This is a genomic window from Burkholderia sp. Bp9143, from assembly GCF_003853645.1.
Lineage (GTDB): Bacteria > Pseudomonadota > Gammaproteobacteria > Burkholderiales > Burkholderiaceae > Burkholderia.
In genome coordinates this window covers 1-18,433 of record NZ_QTPO01000066.1, presented here as the reverse complement: position 1 = coordinate 18,433, position 18,433 = coordinate 1, and the positions used below count along the sequence as shown (strand labels likewise).

Genomic DNA, 18,433 nt, shown 5'->3' with positions numbered 1-18,433 from the left:
CTTCCGCGCTTGATCCTTTCCAGCATTTTATTGAGCAAACGTAGTCTCGAAATCGGTATCCGGGAACTCTAAAGTGGAGACTCCTAGCGCGCCGGTGAACGAGCCGCACGATGAAAGGTATCGCGATTCTCGCGATCGCATGGCGCGAAAGAACGCAAGTACTTGAACTGATTTCCTCACCTAAGGAGTGACCATGAGCAACGGAACTGCCATGACCAACGCCGTGATCGAATGCATCCTGAGCCGAAGCGCCGCGAAATACTACGACCCGGACGCGACGCTGAGCGATGACCAGATCCGGGAGCTCGTGCGAATCGGCACGAGCGCGCCGACGTCTTTCCACCTGCAGAACTGGCGCTTCATCGCCGTACGTACGCGTGAAGCGAAGGCGCGGTTGAGTCCGATCGCATGGAATCAGCCGGCGGTCACCGATGCGGCGGTTACGTTCATCGTCTGCGGCCAACTGGTCGAGACCAGCGTGATCCCCGAGCGTCTCGCGCCGCTGGTCGACGCTGGCGTGATGCCGGCGCCGATGGTGGCCGAATGGGAAATTCCCGCACGCAATCTCTACATGGAGTACCCGCAACGCCGCCGTGACGAGGCGGTGCGCACTGCGACGTTCGGCGCCGCGGCGATGATTTACGCGGCCCGCTCGCTCGGTCTCGGTTCGACGCCGATGATCGGTTTCGATGCCGACGCCGTGCACCGCGAGTTCGGGCTGGCCGACGACGAAGTGCCGGTCATGCTGCTGGCGATCGGCGTCGAGCGTCCGGGGAACTGGGCGCAGAAGCCGCGTCGTCCGGTGACCGAAGTGCTGGACCTCGTATAAGCGGCCGCCACGGTGGCGACCGTACCGGACGACCGAGCGGGTGTCCGGCGCGCGTCAATCGCAGCGTACTTCCCGCTCGAAAACCCATTTCGACCCGGGCCCCGGGGACGAAGCAACCCGACGGATGGCGCCTGCACGGGCTTTCCTCGATCAGTGATACCAGTCATTCACGGAGATTATGATGACAAGGACTACAGTGCTCACGCCGGAACAGGTGCCGGCCGAATCGAAGGCGACGCTCGCTGCGTTTACCAAGAACATCGGATTCACGCCGACCATGATGGCGAGCTTCGCGCAGAGCCCGATCGCATTCAATGCATGGGCCACGTTGCTCGGCGCGCTGAGCAAGGCGCTCGACGTGAAGACGCGTGACAGCATTGGGCTCGCCGTTTCCGAGGTGAACGGCTGCAACTACTGCCTGACGGTTCACAGCATGACTGCCGAGCATATGGCGAAGCTGCCGACCGACGAAATCATTCTTGCCCGCAAGGGGCACGCGACCGATCCGAAGCGCGACGCCGCCGTCCAGTTCGCACGCAAGGTCATCGAAACGCGCGGAAAAGTCGGCGACGCCGATCTGAAAGCCGTTCGCGACGCCGGCTACACGGATGCGAACGTGATGGAGATCGTCGCGCTCGTGGCCATGTATTCGCTGACGAACTTTTTCAACAACGTGTTCGATCCCGAGCAGGACTTTCCCGCCGTTCCGCCGGCGGGCTCGATCTGACCACTGTCATCTCACGCGTCTCCGCGCGTTCGCGGAGAGTTGACGTGATGTAGGTCTAGCGCCGAAGCGCCCGGATGCGACCACGAATGGTGTCGGGTACGTGTCCGGGCCCCGCGTTTGACCCGGTAAATGCAGGAAGAAGAAAGTGACACTCAATCATCCCGTTTTCACGCGCTGGCCGGCGCGGCATCCCGATCGGCTCCAGCTCTTTTCGTTGCCGACGCCCAACGGCGTGAAGGTCGGCATCATGCTGGAAGAGACGGGCCTTGCGTATGACGCGCATCGCATCGATATCCTCGCTAACGAGAATCGCGCCCCGGCCTTCGTCGCGCTCAACCCCAATGGCAAGATCCCGGCGATTTACGATCCGAACGGGCCCGGCGGCCGGCCGCTCGCGCTTTTCGAATCCGGAGCGATCCTGATTTATCTCGCCGACAAGACCGGACAGTTCCTGTCGACCGATCCGAACATGCGGTACGAAACCCTGCAGTGGCTGATGTGGCAGATGGGTGGTGTCGGCCCGATGTTCGGTCAGGTCGGATTCTTCAACAAGTTCGCCGGCAAGACGTATGAAGACAAGCGTCCGCTGAACCGCTACGCGACGGAATCGGCGCGGCTGCTCGGCGTGCTCGACGAGCGCCTGGTGGGACGTGACTGGGTGATGGGCGCCGATTACAGCATCGCCGATATGTCGATGCTCGGCTGGGTGCGCAACCTGATCGGCTTTTACGAAGCGCGCGAACTGGTCGGTTTCGACCGCTTTGTTCACGTGAAAGCATGGCTCGAGCGCGGTCTCGCGCGGCCGGCGGTGCAACGCGGGCTGCAAGTGGCCGCGGCCTGATGGAACGATTGGAATCGATCGCATGAACATCCTCCATATTGATTTCAGTCCGCGTGCGGAATCGCACAGCCGCCAGCTGTCGGCTGCGGTCGTCGCGAAGCTTCGTGAGGTCGTGCCCGGCGCAAGCATCAGCCGGCGGGATTTCGGCGCCGTTCCGCTGCCGCACGCGACGTCCGGCTACGCGACGGCGCTGTCGACACCAGAGACGTTGGCAAACCCGCCGAAGGCCGTGCTGGAACTGTCCGAAACGCTCATTCAGGACGTCGAGGCGGCCGATGTGATCGTCATCGGGACGCCGATGAACAACTTCACTATTCCGTCCGTCTTCAAGGCGTGGATCGACCATGTGCTGCGCGTCGGCCGGACGATGAAGTCGACGCCGACCGGGAAGGTCGGGTTGTTGCGTGATCGCCCGGTGTTCATCGGCATCGCCGCCGGCGGCATCTTCAGCGGCGAGCGCGCGAATCAGCCGGATTTTCTGACGCCGTACCTTTCGGCGGCGTTCGGCTGCATCGGACTGAACACGCTGCAGTTCCTTCCCGTGCAGGGCACCGCGTTTCTATCGCCGGATCAGGCCGCATTTGCAATGGAGCAGGCGCTTGCGGCAATCGACGTCTCGGTCATCCGGGCGGCCGCGTGCGACCGCTGACCACGGAGCGTAAATCATGAAGATTGTCGTGATCGGCGGTAGCGGCCTGATCGGAGCGAAGACGGTTGCCGTTCTGCACGGAAGCGGTCACGAGGTGGTCGCCGTGTCGCGCAAACGCGGCGTCGACGTGTTCACCGGCGAAGGGCTCGACGAAGCCGTCGCCGGCGCGCACGTGGTGATCGACCTGTCCGATGCACGCTCGTCCGACGCCCTGGCGGTGCTGGAATTCTTCGAGACCGCCGGCCGCAATCTGCTCGCGGCGGAAGCGGCCGCGGGCGTTCGGCACCATGTCGTGCTGTCCGTCGTCGGCACCGACCGCGTACCAGACCAAGGCTATTACCGTGCGAAGGCCGCCCAAGAGAAACTGATCGAGGAATCCGGCATCCCCTATACGATCGTCCGATCGACGCAGTTCCACGAGTTCCTGCGCAGCATCGCCGACGCGCATACGGACGGCGATCTCGTCAGGCTGCCGCCGGCGCTGCTTCAACCGATCGCGGCCGACGACGTTGCCGCCATCGTAGCGGAAGTGGCGCTCGCGACGCCGCGGAACGAGATCGTCGAGATCGCCGGCCCGGAGCGTGCGCCGTTCGACGACATCGTCGCCCGCTATTTGAAGGCGGTCCGCGACCGGCGCAGCGTTGTGAAGGACCCGGACGCGCGATATTTCGGCGGACGGCTCCAGCAAGATTCGCTGGTGCCGTCACGCGAAGCGCGTGTCGGCCTTATCGGCCTGGATGCGTGGGTGCGCCGTTCGCGCGATCGTGCGGATTCGCTGCAACGCGTCGAAATCAAGCCGGTCGCTCACGGCGATTTCGACGCCTGGTATCCGTTGTGGAAAGGCTACCAGCGCTTTTACGACGTCGATATTCCTGAATCCGGGACGTGCTCGACGTGGGCGCGCTTCATGGATCCGTCGGAGCCGATGCATGCAGCGCTTGCAGTGGCGGGCGAACAGGCATTGGGGCTCGTGCATTGGCTGTATCACCGATCGACGTGGACGACCCAAGACTACTGCTATCTTCAGGATCTGTTCGTTGCGGACCACGCGCGCGGCGGTGGAGCAGGCCGCGCACTGATCGAACATGTCTATGCCGAAGCGAGACTTCGCGAGGTACCGCGCGTGTACTGGCTTACACAGGGAACCAACCAAAATGCCATGCAGCTTTACGACCGCGTCGCTGATCGATCGGATTTCGTCCAGTACCGGAAACGATTTGTCTGAGAAAACGGTGTAAGTTCGTTCACCGAAGGGGCGAGGTTGAACTGCGATCCCGCGACGAGACATCGTTGAGGGAGTCGCCGTCAGCGAGAAAATCCGTTCCAGGGTCCGTCCGAGTGCGGCGCGCCGGATCGGCTCCAGCAACGAGGTCCGGCGGCGCTTATGATAGGCACGAAACCGCAATAAAATGCATGGACGCTTCCAGTTTGCGATATCCCATGTCCGAAATCGACTGGCTGAGCCGTTTGCTGCAAATGATCACCGTCACCGGCCGGGTGGAGGTGCGGTGCGCCTATGGCGCGCCATGGCATGTGGCCTGGGGTCCATCCGCCGCGCACGAGATCCCGTATCACGTCGTGCTTGAAGGACGCGCTGTTCTCGAGGATACCGGTACGGGGACCGTCAGGGAGCTGGTGAGTGGGGACATCGTATTGTTACCTCACGGGGCGGCACACGTGCTGCACGATGGCAGCGGGCATACGCCCGGTCGTACCTACAATCGCCAAGGTTCCGCGGGATGGATGCTCAGCGAAAACGACGGCTCGGGCGAACGTTTGGACATGTTATGCGGGCGGTTTTTCATCAGACCACCGCATGATCGGCTGATTCGCGGGTACTTGCCGACGACGCTGACAGTACGCTCCGTGGACGGCGGTGGCCAGGACGACATCGGCTCTGCGTCGAATCAGCTGGCGAGTCTCGTCGGGCTGATGCGCATGGAGTCGGTCGGCGAAAAGCCGGGTGGATACGCGATTCTCAACGCGCTGACCTCGGCGCTGTTCACGCTAGTACTACGCGCGGCGAGCGAGTCCGGGCGAGCTCCGGCGGGACTGCTCGCGCTCGCCGGCCATCCGCGACTGGCCCCGGCCATTTCGGCGATGTTCTCCGACCCGGCGCGACCGTGGAGCCTGCCCGAGTTGGCCGACCTGTGCAACATGTCGCGCGCGACCTTCATGCGGCACTTCCAGGACAAGCTCGGACGTTCTGCAACTGAACTGCTCACCGATATCCGGATGACTCTGGCCGCCAACGAACTGAAGAAACCGGCGGTGAGCACCGAGGCCGTGGCGGAATTCATCGGGTATCGATCCGTCGCGGCATTCCGGCGTGTATTCACCGACAAGATGGGGATGACGCCGGGGCAGTGGCGGCGTCTCGCGAACGAAGCCGAATAGCGCGCTTCGCCCTCGCTGTGCGGCGCTGAACGAACGGCTTTGGCGTTTGATCCTTTCGGGCATTTTATTGAGGAAACGTAGTCTCGAAGTCAGTATCCGGGGACTCTAAAGTGGAGACTCCTAGCGCACTGATGAACGAGTCACGCCATGAACCGCTTCGCCATTCCCGCCATCAAGTCGGTCGCCGCAGAGATCGGCGCGCGGGCCAGCAAGTTCGCCACTGGACGGGTAGCGAACGCATCCGCAGAGTTGCGCAATCTTGTCACTGCCAATTTAGTCGAAGTACTAAGCGTTGCGGGTGGAGCGGCTTCGGTCAGCCTGACGGACATCACGCTGACTATCGCGATCGCCGTCATCACCCGCATCTTCAAGCGTCTCAACGGTACGTTGCCGGCTTTTCACCCGTAGAGCAGTTCCACAGGGTCGGAGAAGCGTGGCAACGCCGATCCAAATTCGCGCTGCAGCTCAAGATGCGACGCTGCGCTGCTCCTGTTGTCGGGAACGCCGGAAACGTCTGGCGGCTCGATCGGCAACACGGGGATTTTCTCCTGAACGTAGTCAGATCTCACTTTAATCGGATATTAAAGATGACCATTCGTGCAAATCAGATTCGTCTGCAAATCGCTGAAAAGGGTGTTCGATCGCTCTCGCTTCTTGCGCTACTCCGATGGACGCTGGTCGTCATCTTCCTGTGGTTCGGTGGTATGAAGTTCACTGCGTACGAAGCCAACGGCATCGCGCCGTTCATCGTCAACAGTCCGATAATGAGCTGGCTGAACACGCTGTTCGGCGTTCAAGGTGCAAGCGACGTGATAGGCGTGCTGGAGTTGTCGACTGCCACAGCGCTGATTGCCGGCGCCTTCCAACCCGTTTTCTCCGCATTGGGAGCGGTGATGTCGGCCGCGACCTATGTGATCACGCTCACCTTCTTCTTGAGCACGCCCGGCGTAGCGCAAGCGACGGCGGGGGGCTTCCCGGCCATTTCGGCACTGCCTGGCCAGTTCCTTCTCAAGGATCTCGTTCTGCTCGCAGCGTCGCTTTGTCTTCTCGTCGGGTCGATACAAAGCGGTGGGCCCGATACCGACAAGCCGTGAGTGGTTCGCCCAGCAGTATTCAGAGCAGGGCGACATGCGATAGAAGACCGGATTGCGGCGGCGGTCGGCGCGCGCGGACCGTATAGAGTACGCCGTGCGCCGCCCCGTTCCTTTACCGCGCCTTACCGCAATATCTTTCGATGATCTCGAACAGTCGGCGGCACGATGGCGCGACATGTTGTTCCGGCGCGGTTGCCACACTGAGCAGCAGGCCAGGTCTTGTCCATGACGGCGTCGCGAACCACGCGGACAGCGGGGATGGTGCAATACCAACGGTCATCGCTTCCTTCACGATCAGTGCATCCGGCGCGCCATCCGGAAGTCTGAGAAGCACTGACAGACCGGCATTGATCCATTCTGCATCGCGCATTCGCAACTGTTCGCACAGCGCGTCACGCTGTGCAGAATAAAGGCGCTTGAGGCGGCGCACGCGTCGGATGTAGTGACCGCGACGCATGAATTCGGCTGTCGCAAGTTGGATGACAGGTGACGGCGCAGGAGCCAGCGTCGCGGTGACTTCGGAAAAGGCGTTGATCAGTTCGATAGGTGCCACAACAAATCCGAGTCGCAGGGCCGGGCTAATGGTCTTGCTGAAGGAGCCGATCTGGATGACCCGTTTTCCTTCGTCCAAAGAGGCCATCGCGGGTGCTGGGCGGCCCTGGAGCTGCAACTCGCCGAGGTAGTCGTCTTCGATGATCCACGCATGGCTTGAGCGTGCCCACTCGAGCAACTGAAGACGCCGTCTCAATGAGAGGGTCGCTCCCAGCGGGGCCTGTTGACCGGGCGTCACGACCGCCAATGCAGCGTCAGGCGCCTGCGCGATCCCGTAGTCAACGTTGAGTCCATCTGCATCCACCGGAACCGGCACGATTTTCAGGCGAGCAAGCTCCAGCGCTTTGCGCGTGACCATGAAGCCGGGCTCTTCCATCCAGACTTTCTCGCCGTCCAGGCCGAGCACGCGAAGTGCCGAGCCCAACCCGGAGACGTACCCCGACGTGATGAACACCTGCTCTGGGTGGCAGTGATAGTTTCGAGTGATCGCAAGGTTGGCTGCGATTTCGGTTCGCAACTCCAGCTCGCCTCGGGGATCCGGATAGAGCAGGGACGACAAGGAACCTGCTTTCAACAGGTTAGAGGAGCGAGAACGGGAAAAGAGCTTCTCGGGCAGGCCTTCAAACGCCGGAACGCCTAGCTGAAAGATTGCAGGCCCTGCGTTCATCTCATCATAAGCCTTCATGAACGCACCGACCTGCGGCACTTTGGGTCGAGTCACGATGACGCTGGGCCGTGGCGCAACGCGGGTACCTCTTGCTCCAAATGTTTCGATCATTTGCGCATCGGATAGGCGTTCGTATGCGGTTTGAACAGTACCGCGCGCCACACCGAGCTGCGCCGCCAGGTCCTGCCAAGACGGAAGCCGCGTGCCCGGAGCAAGCAAACCCGATTCTATGGCTCTGCTAATGCTGACGCGGATTTGCTCGGCGAGGGATAGCTTCGCCGTCCGGTCAATCTGAATTTGAAGGTCTGGAATCATGCTCTTGGTACACACAAAAGTGGGACATCTTGGTTCTTCTATTTGTGCCATCAATCGCACAAAATCTTCGCACAATCGTGGCCGAGAATGTAAGGGGTGCAGATCACTAGAGAAGAGCCATTTTTCGATGCCGAAAGTTGTTGGCGCAGCCGGATCGGCGATGACCTGGCTGGCGACGATTTCAGTGCGATCCATTTACTCGATGCGTATCCCGCGTTGCTGACCAGATTAGGTTGATGAGCCTTCCGCCATGGATAACGACCGATCGTCCCTGTATATCTCTATCGTGGAGCAACTGTCACCAACGATGATCAGCATCAGCTGGAGCAATCCTTGCATGGGGCGCTATGCGGACCAGGTCTGGCGGGTCGGTCTTGCGCACACGGAGTCGGTCTGCATGCTTTCCGGTGCGTCGATACGGCCGGGGGATTCCGTATTTCGTCCGCGGACACAGCGCTCGCATGTGCCCATCAATCACGATCGAATGATTCTTGCGTCAGCGGTTGCCGGACTTTTCCCTGAATCGGTCACGTCAAAAAGTGCCGAAACATGAGGACACCAGGAAGGTCGTCGTTGATGGCAAGTCGCAACTGAGCCGTGGCGAAATCGTTCCGGCGTTTCGGTCATTGGGTTTTGACACCGACGCAAACTAGCGATGTACCAGGCGGGCGGAAGGCCCGAACGTCGCGGCAGGTCGATACAAATGTCGCGCACTGAATCGTCGGCGAACGCGGCCTGCGTGAGATATCGATACTGTCGCTGCGTACCACCAACAATGAAGGGAACGGCGCCTTTTCCGAGACCCCATAGTCCTGTGTTGTTGCACCGCGAACGGGTCCCGCAATCGCGCCGGGCCAAGGCGCGCATCGAACGCTGACGACGGTTCCACAGCGAGTGACGTTCCAAGCGCGCATCGCTACACATCTCCGGCCGCGGTTCGTCGAGCCGACAAGATCGACGCGAGGCTCACCGTCTGACCGGTCACAAAATTCCACCGCAGGTTACGCGGTGCGATGCCCTGACGGCGCATCGCACCGCAACCCGCGTCCCGAACCAGCACGAAGCAGCGCGGAGAAGCGTTCTTACCCCTTATGTGAGATCGAATCAGAACAGATGCTGGATGCCCGCGTAGACGCCCGTCTGGCTGTGGCCGGGCGTCGGGTTGTCGTTGAATCCGCCGCCGGCGACGGGGCCTCCCGCGCCTGCCGCGTTCGACTCCAGGCCGAAGTTCGCGTTCTTGCTATTGCGAACCGTGGCGATCTGCATGTCGAAGAGCGTGCGCTTCGAGATGTTGTATGTGCCGCCAACCGTATAGATGTTGGCGTTGCCGCCGCCATGATTGGCATTGACGTGATAGACGGCGCCAGTCAGGGCTGCAGCCGGCGTAGCCTGCCAGGTGACGCCGCCCCAGACTTGCTGCGTCGACGTAATGCCGTTGTTGGCGGTCGGCGCGCCGTTCGCGTGCGAGGCCTGATAGGCCGCCTGCACCTTGAACTGGCCGAGGAATACGTTCACCCCGGCGAAGTACTCCCGAGAATAGTTGAACACGTCCGAGAACTTGCCATTGACATCGCGCGCTTCGTCATAGATGCCGCGAACCTGGAAGTACGAATTCGAGTAGGTCAGTTGCAGGCCGTCGGCACGACCTTGTGCGGTTGTGCCGTTGCCGTTCCAGCTCGTTGCATTCGACAGCGAATACTGGCCGTACACGTCGAAACCGTAGAAGCTCGGCGACTGGTACGAAATGTTGTTGCTGGTCTTGTTCCAGTTGCGCCCGCGCACGAGCGAACCGGACGACCAGGAAGTCTGGCCGAGCGGATCGAAATCCCACAACCCGTTCGAGATCGAGAGCTCGCGGCCGAGCAGCAGGGTGCCGAAAGCGTCATTGGAAAAGCCGACCGTCGCCCAGCGATCCCAGATGGAGCCGGTGCCGCCGAGACTGCCGTTCATCGCATTGAACGAGCCTTCGAGGTGAAAGACGGCCTTGTTCCCACCGCCAATATCCTCGGAACCTTTCAAACCCCAGAGGCTGGTGCCCCAATCGCCGCTTTCAGCACGCCAGCGGCTCGTACTGCCGCTGCCATTGCCCTTGGCGATACCGCTCATGTACTCGATACCCGCGTCGAGGCGGCCATAGAGCGTGACACTGCTTTGTGCGTGGGCGACGATACCTGCGGACATCAACGTGGCGGTGAGTATTGCTTTTTTCATAATTGGCTCCAAACCTGTCAAAAGGGAAAACGCGTTACTGCGGCACAGCAGGTCCGGTACGTACTGTCACCGAACAAAGTAAGGAAAACGAAATGAGTGATTGGGGAATCCTGTAACGTGTAAACGGGATGGCGAAATGTCCTCGGTTTGCGAAGTGTCCAGCCGGGTAAGCTGGACGAGGTCTCCCTGGTCGCTATGGAAAAGAAGCGAAGTCGCAGGAAGTTCAGGTAGTACGACTATTCATGTATCAGGTGTCGGATGATCGAGCGGTCGTCAAGCCAGAATTCGGCCCGGAGCAATTTCCCGGGGATCTGAAGCAGGAGCGATCCGATGTGCGATGTCCACTTAATTGGCGGCGAGTACCTCGAATCGGCAAGCGATTTCGGTTCGCGTGTCCGGGTTCAGTGCGAGCGCCGTTCGGATGCCTCGCGCGTTGATCGGATTCGGGTCGAGCGAGATCGCATGGCCAAGCTCGAATGCGCTCGCAACCGGCTCGATACCCACGCAGAGGTTGCGGCCGTTCCACGGCGCGTAGGCCCGTCCGCGGTTGCTGATCCACAACAGCAGTGACGGAAGCACGTCGGCATCCCATGTCAGCCGGTAGCGGGTCCCGACGTCGTCGTCAGTCATCGTTACCGACCCGTCGATGCCGCAGAGCTGGAGGATTTCTTCCGTCGACTGCGCGAGCGGTAGCCGGTCAAACGCGCCGACGCCGCCGGCCGCGAGGGGTACGGACTCGAGCGTTTCGAATGTCGCACCGGCAAGTGCGGTCGATACGCCGGGTTCGGGGCCTGCCGGGTGCACCATCCCGAAATGGTAGGTGCCCGGCTCGATTCGAAATGCGCCAGAGAGCATTGGCAACGCGAGATTCGGATGGAGCCCGACGGGGTATGAACTCGATCTGCGCGCTTCGATTTGGAGCGTGATGTCCAAGGCAGCGTAAGCCGGATCGGCGCGCACGATGCGGGTGAGGCGTGCGATTGACGATGTTTCCGGGTATTCGATGCCGATTTCGATCTCATGCGGGGTCCGCCTGACGAGTGACCACGTGCCGGTACACCCATAACCATGCTGCAAATCGTCGCTCGCATCACGTGCGGCGTCATCCGGGGTCGACGGCGTCGCGGCAGTGTCCCGCCAGCCGGTGGGCAGTCGGTCGGGTGAATACGGGACACCGAACGGCACGCACGGGAATTCGCTTCGCATGACGCCCAGCAGCCCGGAGGGTTGTGGCTCGGCTCGGCCGATCCACGGGGCTTCATAAAACGGACGGATCGTTCGGTCGCCTTGCTGAAATGCAACGCCACCGAGCATGCCTCCGGCTGCATGGAGATCGAACGCACCGTGCGTCCATTCGAGATGCCAGACTGTATCCATTGCTTCGTCAGGTGTAGTCGGATAGGGCGTTGGGTCGATAGGAAGAGGCATGTTCGCGCGGATCAGTTCTCTTCCTCGCCCCAGCATGTGCCGTGTCTTGCCAGCAACGCGCTTGCCTGTGCGGGGCCCCAGTTTCCGGCGGAATACGGTCGGGGCTCCGTCTTCAAGCCGAGAATGGGCGCGACCCAGCGCCAGGCGGCCTCCTGTTCGTCGCGACGCACGAACAGCGCGAGTCGGCCAGCGATCACGTCGAGCAACAGGCGCTGATACGCTTCCATCCGGTCTTGGTGAAAGAAGCGGTCGAACGCGAGGTCAAGAGAGACGCCTTGCAAGGTCATGCCGAGCCCCGGCCGCTTCGCGAGTGTGCTCAGGCGAATCGATTCATCCGGTTGCAGCCGAATCGTCAACCGGTTCGGCCCCGCCCAAAGCGCCGTTGGGCCGAGCGTCGAATGCGGCGGGCGCTTGAACGTCACGACGATCTCGGCCACGCGTTGCGCCAGTCGCTTGCCGGTGCGGAGGAAGAACGGTACACCGGCCCAGCGCCAGTTTTCGACCTCGGCCTTCAGCGCCACGAATGTTTCGGTCGTGCTGTCGGTCCGGATCCCGGATTCGTCGCGGTAACCCGGTACGGGCTGCCCGCGGACCACCCCCGAGCGATACTGCCCGCGCACGACGTTCTGATGCAACGCTTCGTCGGTGAGCGGCTTGAGCGCGCGCAGCACGCGCAGCTTCTCGTCGCGGACCGCGTCGGCTTCCATCGATTGAGGCGGTTCCATTGCGACGATCGCGAGCAACTGCAGCAGATGGTTCTGCACCATGTCGCGCAGTGCACCGGTCTGGTCGTAAAACCCGCCGCGCCCGCCGACGCCGAGTTCTTCCGCAACCGTGATCTGAACGTTGTCGATCCATTCGCGACGCCACAAAGGCTCGAACATCACGTTGCCGAACCGCAGCGCGAACAGGTTTTGCACGGCCTCCTTGCCGAGGTAATGATCGATACGGTAGATCTGCTCTTCCGAAAAGATCTGGCCGACCGCATCGTTGATCGCCGTCGACGAGGCGAGATCGTAGCCCAGCGGTTTTTCGAGCACGATCCGCGATGTCGACAGGGCGAGCCCTGCCTGCGCCAGCGCGCGACAAATCGGCACGAAAAGTGAGGGTCCCGTCGCCAGATAAAAAATCTGGCGCGATGACGTCGGCGAAAGCACGTTGGCCAGGTGCGAGAAGGTGCCGGGCTGGCTTGCGTCAAGTGCCACGTACGAGAGCCGTGCGCAGAAATCGCGCCATGCGTTTTCGTCGAACCGGGCCTGCATCAGGTGCGGCCGCACCGACGCGTCGACCCAGTCCAGGTAGCTGGCGGTATCGAATTCGTTCTGCGCAACCGCGACGATGCGTCCTTCGGGTGCGAGCAGGCCGTCGCGATGAGCGGAGTAGAGCGCCGGCAGGATCTTGCGCATCGCGAGATCGCCGGTGCCGCCGAACAGTACGAATTCGAACGGGGCGGGGGTAGAGGAAGACGCACTCATTGGGCTGCGCTCGCGGTTGCGATTGTCGATTCGATCAGCGCTTGTACTTCGGCCGTCGTCGGCGCATAGGCGCCGGCGCGCGAGGCAACGAGCGCCGCACAGGCGGCAGCGAATCGAAGATGCTCGGCCGCGGCGGCTTCCGGGCGCGCCAGCAGGCTCGCCATCCAGCTGCCGACGCATGCGTCGCCGCAGCCGACCGTGTCGACGACCGTGACCTTGAATCCCGGCTGCACCAGCGTTTCCTTGCCGGTGAAGAGTTCCATGCCGGCTGCTCCGCGCGTGACGAGCACCGCGGCCTGCGGAGCCCATGCACGGATTTGCGTGAGTGCCGCTGCCTCGTCGAACTCGGGGAACAGGCCGGTGAGATCCTCGTCGGACACCTTGATGTAGTCCGAGAGACCGATCATCGTGCGCAAGGTGTCGCGGTACGATGGATCGGCCATCGGCGCGCGAAAGTTGGGGTCGAACGAAATCCGCTTGCCGGCGGCACGCACGGCGAGCGCAATGTCGATCAGACGCGACGCGAGGGGCTCGCGCACCAGACCGAGACAGCCGAAATGAACGATCTCGACGGTCTCGAGCCAGTCCGGAGGCAGTGCGGTCGGATCGAACGCGAGATCGGCGCTATTCTCGCCGACGAAGAAATACCGGGGCGGGCGCGTCTCGACAACCATGGCAAGAAGCGGCGGGCGGTCGACCTGCTGCGTGAAACGCATGTCCAGGCCGGCTTCGACGCTCTTTTGCATGAGTTCGTCGCCGAATATGTCGGCACTCACGGCACCTGCAAAGCCGGTCGGCACGCCCAGGCGCGCGCCGACGCGAGCGACATTCCAGCATGCGCCGCCGGCAACGCTGTGCCAGCGGTTCGTATCGTCTCGAATGAAATCGGTCAGGGCTTCGCCGAAGATGACCAGTCGCGGTAACTTCATCATGGAATCCGGGATGTCAGGCCGCGGCGTGACGCTGCGCCTTGAAGCGGTTGATCAGTTGGTTTGTCGAGCCGTCGTGCGAGTGAACCTGCCCTGGGGTGAGCAACTCGTCCTCGATCGCAACCGCGAGCTTCTTGCCGAGTTCGACACCCCACTGGTCGAACGAATTGATCCGCCAAACCACGCCTTGCACGTACACCTTGTGTTCGTACAGTGCGATCAGCGCGCCGAGCGACGCCGGATCGAGCGTGTCCAGGCAAATCGTGTTCGTTGGCCGATTGCCTTCGAAATTGCGGTGTGGCTCGGTGGTCGAGCGCGATCCGTTCATCAATGCCTCGGACTGCGCGAAACAGTTGGCGACGAGGACGGCATGGTGATCGTCGAACGCGTGATGCGGCCGCATGCACACGATGAAGTCGGTTGGGATGATGGCGGTGCCCTGGTGCACGAGCTGGAAGAACGCGTGCTGGCCGTTCGTACCCGGCTCGCCCCAGATCACCGGACCGGTGGCGTAATCGACGCGCTCGCCGTCGAGCGTCGCCGACTTGCCGTTGCTTTCCATGTCGAGCTGCTGCAGATAGGCGGGCAACCGGTGCAGATAGTTGTCGTACGGCGCGATCAGATGACTCGTCGTGCCGAGGAAATTCTGATGCCAGATACCGATCATCGCGAGCAGGACGGGCAGGTTGCGTTCAAGCGGGGCTTGCGCGAAGTGGCGGTCCATCGCGTGCGCGCCGTCGAGCAGCTGCTCGAACGCGTCCATGCCGGCCATGATCGCGATGGGTAGACCGATGGCGGACCATAGCGAGTAGCGTCCGCCCACCCAGTCCCAGAACTCGAACATGTTGCCGGTATCGATGCCGAATTTCGAAACGGCTTCGGCATTCGTCGAGACGGCGACGAAATGCTTGGCAATCGCCGAGTCGGGCACACCGCTTTCGAGCAGCCAGGCCCGGGCGGTGTGGGCGTTCATGAGCGTCTCGCGTGTCGTGAACGTTTTCGAGGACACGATGAACAGCGTCGTTTCCCGGTTCACGCACTTGAGCACTTCGGCGATGTCGGCCGCGTCGACATTCGAGACGAAATGCATCTGCAACCGCTCATGCGCGTACGGCTTGAGCGCCTCGCACACCATCTTGGGACCCAGGTCCGAGCCACCGATGCCGATGTTGACGATATCGGTGATCTGACGGCCCGTATGACCACGCCATTCACCGGAGCGTACTGCATCGGAGAAGCGCCGCATCCGGGCAAGCACGTCTTTCACTTGCCGCGACACGTCGACATCGTCGACGATTCTCGGGCTACCCGAACGGTCACGCAGCGCGACGTGCAGCACCGCGCGGTTTTCCGTGCGATTGATTCTCTCGCCGGCGAACATTGCGTTGCGATGCACATCGACATTCGCCTCATGGGCGAGCGCGACGAGCAGGGCGATGGTTTCGTCGTCGACAGGGTTCTTCGAGTAATCGACGAAGAGCCCGGCCGCCTCGAGGCTGAAGCGCGATGCGCGCTCCGAGTCGCTGTCGAATCGTGCGCGGATCGAGACGCCGCGCAAGGCGTCCCGATGACTGGCGAGCGCGCGCCACGCGCGCGTTTGGGTCAATGAGGTCATGTTCGTGTCAGGCCCGGGATGTGTTGGGACGGGTTAGCGCGGGCTGCTCCAGCCCTTGTAGCCCTTCACGTTGTCGCGCGTGACGAGCGTCGGCTCGATCAGGATCATCGGATTGGCCGGCTTCTGGCCGTTCATGATCCCGTAGCCGACGTTGACGGCCTGCTGCGCCATCGCCCACGGATCCTGGCTCGACGACGCCTGCACGAGCGTGTTGGACTTCAGCGCCACCTCGATGTCGGGTGCGCCGTCGACCGACGTGATCACGATGTTCGGGCGATTCAGCTGCTTCGCCGCGAGATCGCTGCCGATCGCCTGCGGGTCGTTGATCGTGAACACGCCGTCGAGTTTCGGAAAGCGCGTCAGGTAACCCTGCATCGTGTTCATCCCGCCTTCGCGCGAGCCCTTGCCGTCCTGGTCGCTCGACAGCAGCTTGATGCCCGGGTTCTTCGCGAGCACGGCCTTGCAGCCGTTCGCGCGATCGATCACGGCCGACACCTGCGGGCCGTTCTCGATGATCACGTTGCCCTTGCCGTTGAGCTTCTTCGCGAGGTAGTCGCACGCCAGCTCGCCGGCCTTCACGTTGTTGGTCTGCACGGTCGCGTTCGCGCCGGCTGCCGCGACGTCCACCGCGACGACCGTGATGCCGGCCGCCTGCGCCTTCTTCACCGCCGGCTCGATCGCCTTCGGATCGGTCGCGTTGAGCAGGATCATGTCGACGTGCGCGGAGATGAAGTTGTCGATCTGCGTGAACTGCTTGTTCAGGTCGTAGTCGGCCGACACCGCCGTGACCTTCGCGTTCGGGTTGAGCTGCCTGGCACGCGCTTCGGCGCCTTTCACGATCGTGACGAAGTACGGGTTGCCGAGCGATCCGACCGTGACGCCGATCGATTTCAGCGGCTTGTCGGCTGCATGGGCGGCGGCGGCGCCGAAGGCGAGCGCGCAGGCGACGGCGGTCAGGGCGGCTTTGTGCTTGAACATGTCGTTGTGTCTCCGGAAGGTCCGTTGGCGGATGGGCGCAGGAGGACCTGCCTGCGCCCCGATGGTTGAACGGTGACAGACGGGTGTCAGGTACGGGCCGAGTCGCGCTGGCGATAGCGGTCGAGCGCGACCGCGCCGATGATCACGAGCCCCTTGATGATGTATTGCCAGATGTCGGACACGCCGAGCAGCACGAGGCCGTTGGTCAGCACCGCGATGATCAGCGCGCCGATCAGCGTGCCGACGATCGAGCCGACGCCGCCGACGAAGCTCGTGCCGCCGAGGATCACCGCGGCAATCGCATCGAGTTCGTACGACTGGCCGAGCTGCAGGCCGTTGGCCGCATAGAGCCGCGCGGCCGACATCACCGCGCCGAGGCCCGCGAGCAGGCCCGACGCCGCATACACGAACAGCTGGATCGCCCGCACGTTGATGCCCGACAGCCGTGCGGCTTCCGGGTTGCCGCCGACCGAATAGATTCGCATCCCGAGCACCGTGCGGCGCAGGATGAACCACGACAGCGCGATCACCGCGCAGGCGATCACGACGAGCCACGGCACGCCGAGGATCGTGCCGTTGCCGATGAACGCGAACGGCAGTTGCGGATTGAAGATGGTCGTGTCGTTGCCGATCAGGCGGGCAACCCCGCGCACGGCCGTCATCGCGCCGAGCGTGACGATGAACGGCGGCAGGCGCAGGAACGAGATCAGGCCGCCGTTGATCGCGCCGAACACGAGGCCGACGGCAAGTGCGGCCGGCACGCCGAGCCAGCCCCAGCCGGGGATGGTCGACGCGAGCAGCGCGGCGACGGCCGACGCGGCGAGCACCGAGCCGACCGACAGGTCGATGCCGCCCGTCAGGATCACGAAGGTCATGCCGGCGGCGAGCACGATGTTGATCGATGCCTGCTGCGTGACGATCGACAGGTTCTGCAGCGTGAAGAAGCCGTCGGTCAGGAATCCGAAGCCGATGCACAGGACCAGCAGCACCGGCAGCATGCCGGCGGTGCGCATCAGCGATTGCATGCGCGCGCGATGATCGGCGCCGCGCAACAGGGGCGTACGGTTGGCCACCGGATGGGCCGTCGCGGAAGCGAGGTTCCGCTGCTTGGTCGGGTTGATCATTTCGGTACCTTGAATGAAGAGGGAAATGAAGGCCGTGGTCAGTGCGCGTCGGCAGGTTCGGCCTGCGAGCCGGTCGCGAGCGCGATGATCGCTTCCTGCGTGATCGGGGTGTGCGTGTGACCGCCGAGTTCGCCGGCGATCTCGCCTTCGCGCATCACGAGCACGCGGTCGGCGACGCCGATGATTTCCGGCAGCTCGCTCGAGATCACGATCACGCCGACGCCCGCGCGGGCCAGTTCGTTGATGATCCGGTAGATCTCGGATTTCGCGCCGATGTCGACGCCGCGCGTCGGTTCGTCGAGGATCAGCACGCGCGGCTTCGTCTCGAGCAGGCGCGACAGCAGGACTTTCTGCTGGTTGCCGCCCGACAGCGCGCCGACGTTCACGTTCGCGTTCGGCACGCGGATCGACAGCGAGGCGATCGCATCGCGTGCGCGTTCGGCGCCGCGTGCGAGATCGAGCGCGCCGAGTCGCGCATCGCGGTTGCACACGGAGATGTTGATGTTGTCGCGCACGCTCATGTCAAGGAACAGGCCCTGGCGCTTGCGGTCTTCGGTCAGGTAGACGAGGCCGGCGTCGATCGATTCGCGCGGCGAATGTGC

18 protein-coding genes and 1 pseudogene are annotated in these 18,433 nt (G+C 62.6%); 10 read left to right on the top strand and 9 right to left on the bottom strand.

What is annotated here, in order from left to right; translation table 11 throughout:
• The first annotated feature begins 193 nt into the window (after nt 1-193).
• The 9 genes and pseudogenes from DIE23_RS34415 (at nt 194) to DIE23_RS34380 (ending at nt 6,537) form a co-directional block, all read left to right on the top strand.
• Nucleotides 194-829 (top strand): nitroreductase family protein, encoded by a 636-nt coding sequence (locus DIE23_RS34415; RefSeq protein ID WP_124616717.1) that lies wholly within the window; start codon nt 194-196, stop codon nt 827-829.
• A 181-nt stretch (nt 830-1,010) separates the two neighbouring features.
• Nucleotides 1,011-1,556, top strand: coding sequence for a carboxymuconolactone decarboxylase family protein (locus tag DIE23_RS34410; protein WP_124616715.1), 546 nt, complete (start codon nt 1,011-1,013; stop codon nt 1,554-1,556).
• Between the two features lie 145 nt (nt 1,557-1,701).
• Nucleotides 1,702-2,397 (top strand): glutathione S-transferase N-terminal domain-containing protein, encoded by a 696-nt coding sequence (locus tag DIE23_RS34405; protein WP_124616713.1) that lies wholly within the window; start codon nt 1,702-1,704, stop codon nt 2,395-2,397.
• A 22-nt stretch (nt 2,398-2,419) separates the two neighbouring features.
• Nucleotides 2,420-3,046 carry an FMN-dependent NADH-azoreductase gene (locus tag DIE23_RS34400; protein WP_124616711.1) on the top strand — a complete coding sequence of 209 codons (627 nt, stop codon included), beginning with the start codon at nt 2,420-2,422 and terminating at the stop codon, nt 3,044-3,046.
• Nucleotides 3,047-3,062: 16 nt separating this feature from the next.
• Nucleotides 3,063-3,806 (top strand): annotated as a pseudogene (locus DIE23_RS40775) (SDR family oxidoreductase); the annotation flags it as partial.
• Nucleotides 3,792-4,271 carry a GNAT family N-acetyltransferase gene (locus DIE23_RS40770; protein WP_311767840.1) on the top strand — a complete coding sequence of 160 codons (480 nt, stop codon included), beginning with the start codon at nt 3,792-3,794 and terminating at the stop codon, nt 4,269-4,271. The pseudogene DIE23_RS40775 and the gene DIE23_RS40770, both read left to right, overlap by 15 nt.
• A 215-nt stretch (nt 4,272-4,486) precedes the next feature.
• Nucleotides 4,487-5,443 carry an AraC family transcriptional regulator gene (locus tag DIE23_RS34390; protein WP_124616707.1) on the top strand — a complete coding sequence of 319 codons (957 nt, stop codon included), beginning with the start codon at nt 4,487-4,489 and terminating at the stop codon, nt 5,441-5,443.
• A 147-nt stretch (nt 5,444-5,590) separates the two neighbouring features.
• Nucleotides 5,591-5,851, top strand: coding sequence for a hypothetical protein (locus DIE23_RS34385; protein ID WP_124616705.1), 261 nt, complete (start codon nt 5,591-5,593; stop codon nt 5,849-5,851).
• A gap of 179 nt (nt 5,852-6,030) precedes the next feature.
• Nucleotides 6,031-6,537: a YkgB family protein gene (locus DIE23_RS34380; RefSeq protein WP_124616703.1), complete on the top strand. Its 507-nt coding sequence runs from the start codon at nt 6,031-6,033 to the stop codon at nt 6,535-6,537.
• 112 nt (nt 6,538-6,649) lie between these two features.
• On the opposite strand, the gene DIE23_RS34375 is transcribed toward DIE23_RS34380, so the two are convergent.
• Complete coding sequence (locus tag DIE23_RS34375; protein ID WP_409364268.1) at nt 6,650-8,122, bottom strand: PLP-dependent aminotransferase family protein; 1,473 nt, start codon at nt 8,120-8,122, stop codon at nt 6,650-6,652.
• Nucleotides 8,123-8,321: 199 nt separating this feature from the next.
• Here DIE23_RS34375 and DIE23_RS34370 point away from each other — a divergent pair, with 199 nt between their 5' ends.
• Entirely contained in the window at nt 8,322-8,624 is a 303-nt protein-coding gene (locus tag DIE23_RS34370) for a DUF3331 domain-containing protein (RefSeq protein ID WP_124616701.1), read from the top strand.
• A gap of 551 nt (nt 8,625-9,175) precedes the next feature.
• Here the strand turns inward: DIE23_RS34370 and DIE23_RS34365 are convergent.
• From DIE23_RS34365 to DIE23_RS34330, 8 genes are all read right to left on the bottom strand, one after another.
• Nucleotides 9,176-10,282, bottom strand: a complete 1,107-nt coding sequence (locus DIE23_RS34365; protein ID WP_124616699.1) for a porin — start codon at nt 10,280-10,282, stop codon at nt 9,176-9,178.
• A 345-nt stretch (nt 10,283-10,627) separates the two neighbouring features.
• On the bottom strand, nt 10,628-11,659 hold the full coding sequence (locus DIE23_RS34360; RefSeq protein WP_124616697.1) for a hypothetical protein: 1,032 nt from the start codon (nt 11,657-11,659) through the stop codon (nt 10,628-10,630).
• A 62-nt stretch (nt 11,660-11,721) separates the two neighbouring features.
• Nucleotides 11,722-13,185: a glucose-6-phosphate dehydrogenase gene (gene zwf / locus DIE23_RS34355; protein ID WP_124616695.1), complete on the bottom strand. Its 1,464-nt coding sequence runs from the start codon at nt 13,183-13,185 to the stop codon at nt 11,722-11,724.
• Nucleotides 13,182-14,117, bottom strand: a complete 936-nt coding sequence (locus DIE23_RS34350; protein WP_124616693.1) for a carbohydrate kinase — start codon at nt 14,115-14,117, stop codon at nt 13,182-13,184. Before DIE23_RS34350 ends, zwf begins: the two co-directional genes overlap by 4 nt.
• A gap of 13 nt (nt 14,118-14,130) precedes the next feature.
• Nucleotides 14,131-15,729 carry a glucose-6-phosphate isomerase gene (gene pgi / locus DIE23_RS34345; protein ID WP_124616691.1) on the bottom strand — a complete coding sequence of 533 codons (1,599 nt, stop codon included), beginning with the start codon at nt 15,727-15,729 and terminating at the stop codon, nt 14,131-14,133.
• Between the two features lie 33 nt (nt 15,730-15,762).
• Nucleotides 15,763-16,707, bottom strand: a complete 945-nt coding sequence (locus DIE23_RS34340) for an ABC transporter substrate-binding protein (protein ID WP_124616689.1) — start codon at nt 16,705-16,707, stop codon at nt 15,763-15,765.
• An 86-nt stretch (nt 16,708-16,793) separates the two neighbouring features.
• Complete coding sequence (locus DIE23_RS34335; RefSeq protein WP_124616688.1) at nt 16,794-17,831, bottom strand: ABC transporter permease subunit; 1,038 nt, start codon at nt 17,829-17,831, stop codon at nt 16,794-16,796.
• A 38-nt stretch (nt 17,832-17,869) separates the two neighbouring features.
• The coding region (locus DIE23_RS34330) for an ATP-binding cassette domain-containing protein (protein WP_148093483.1) at nt 17,870-18,433 on the bottom strand (564 nt) is incomplete at its 5' end.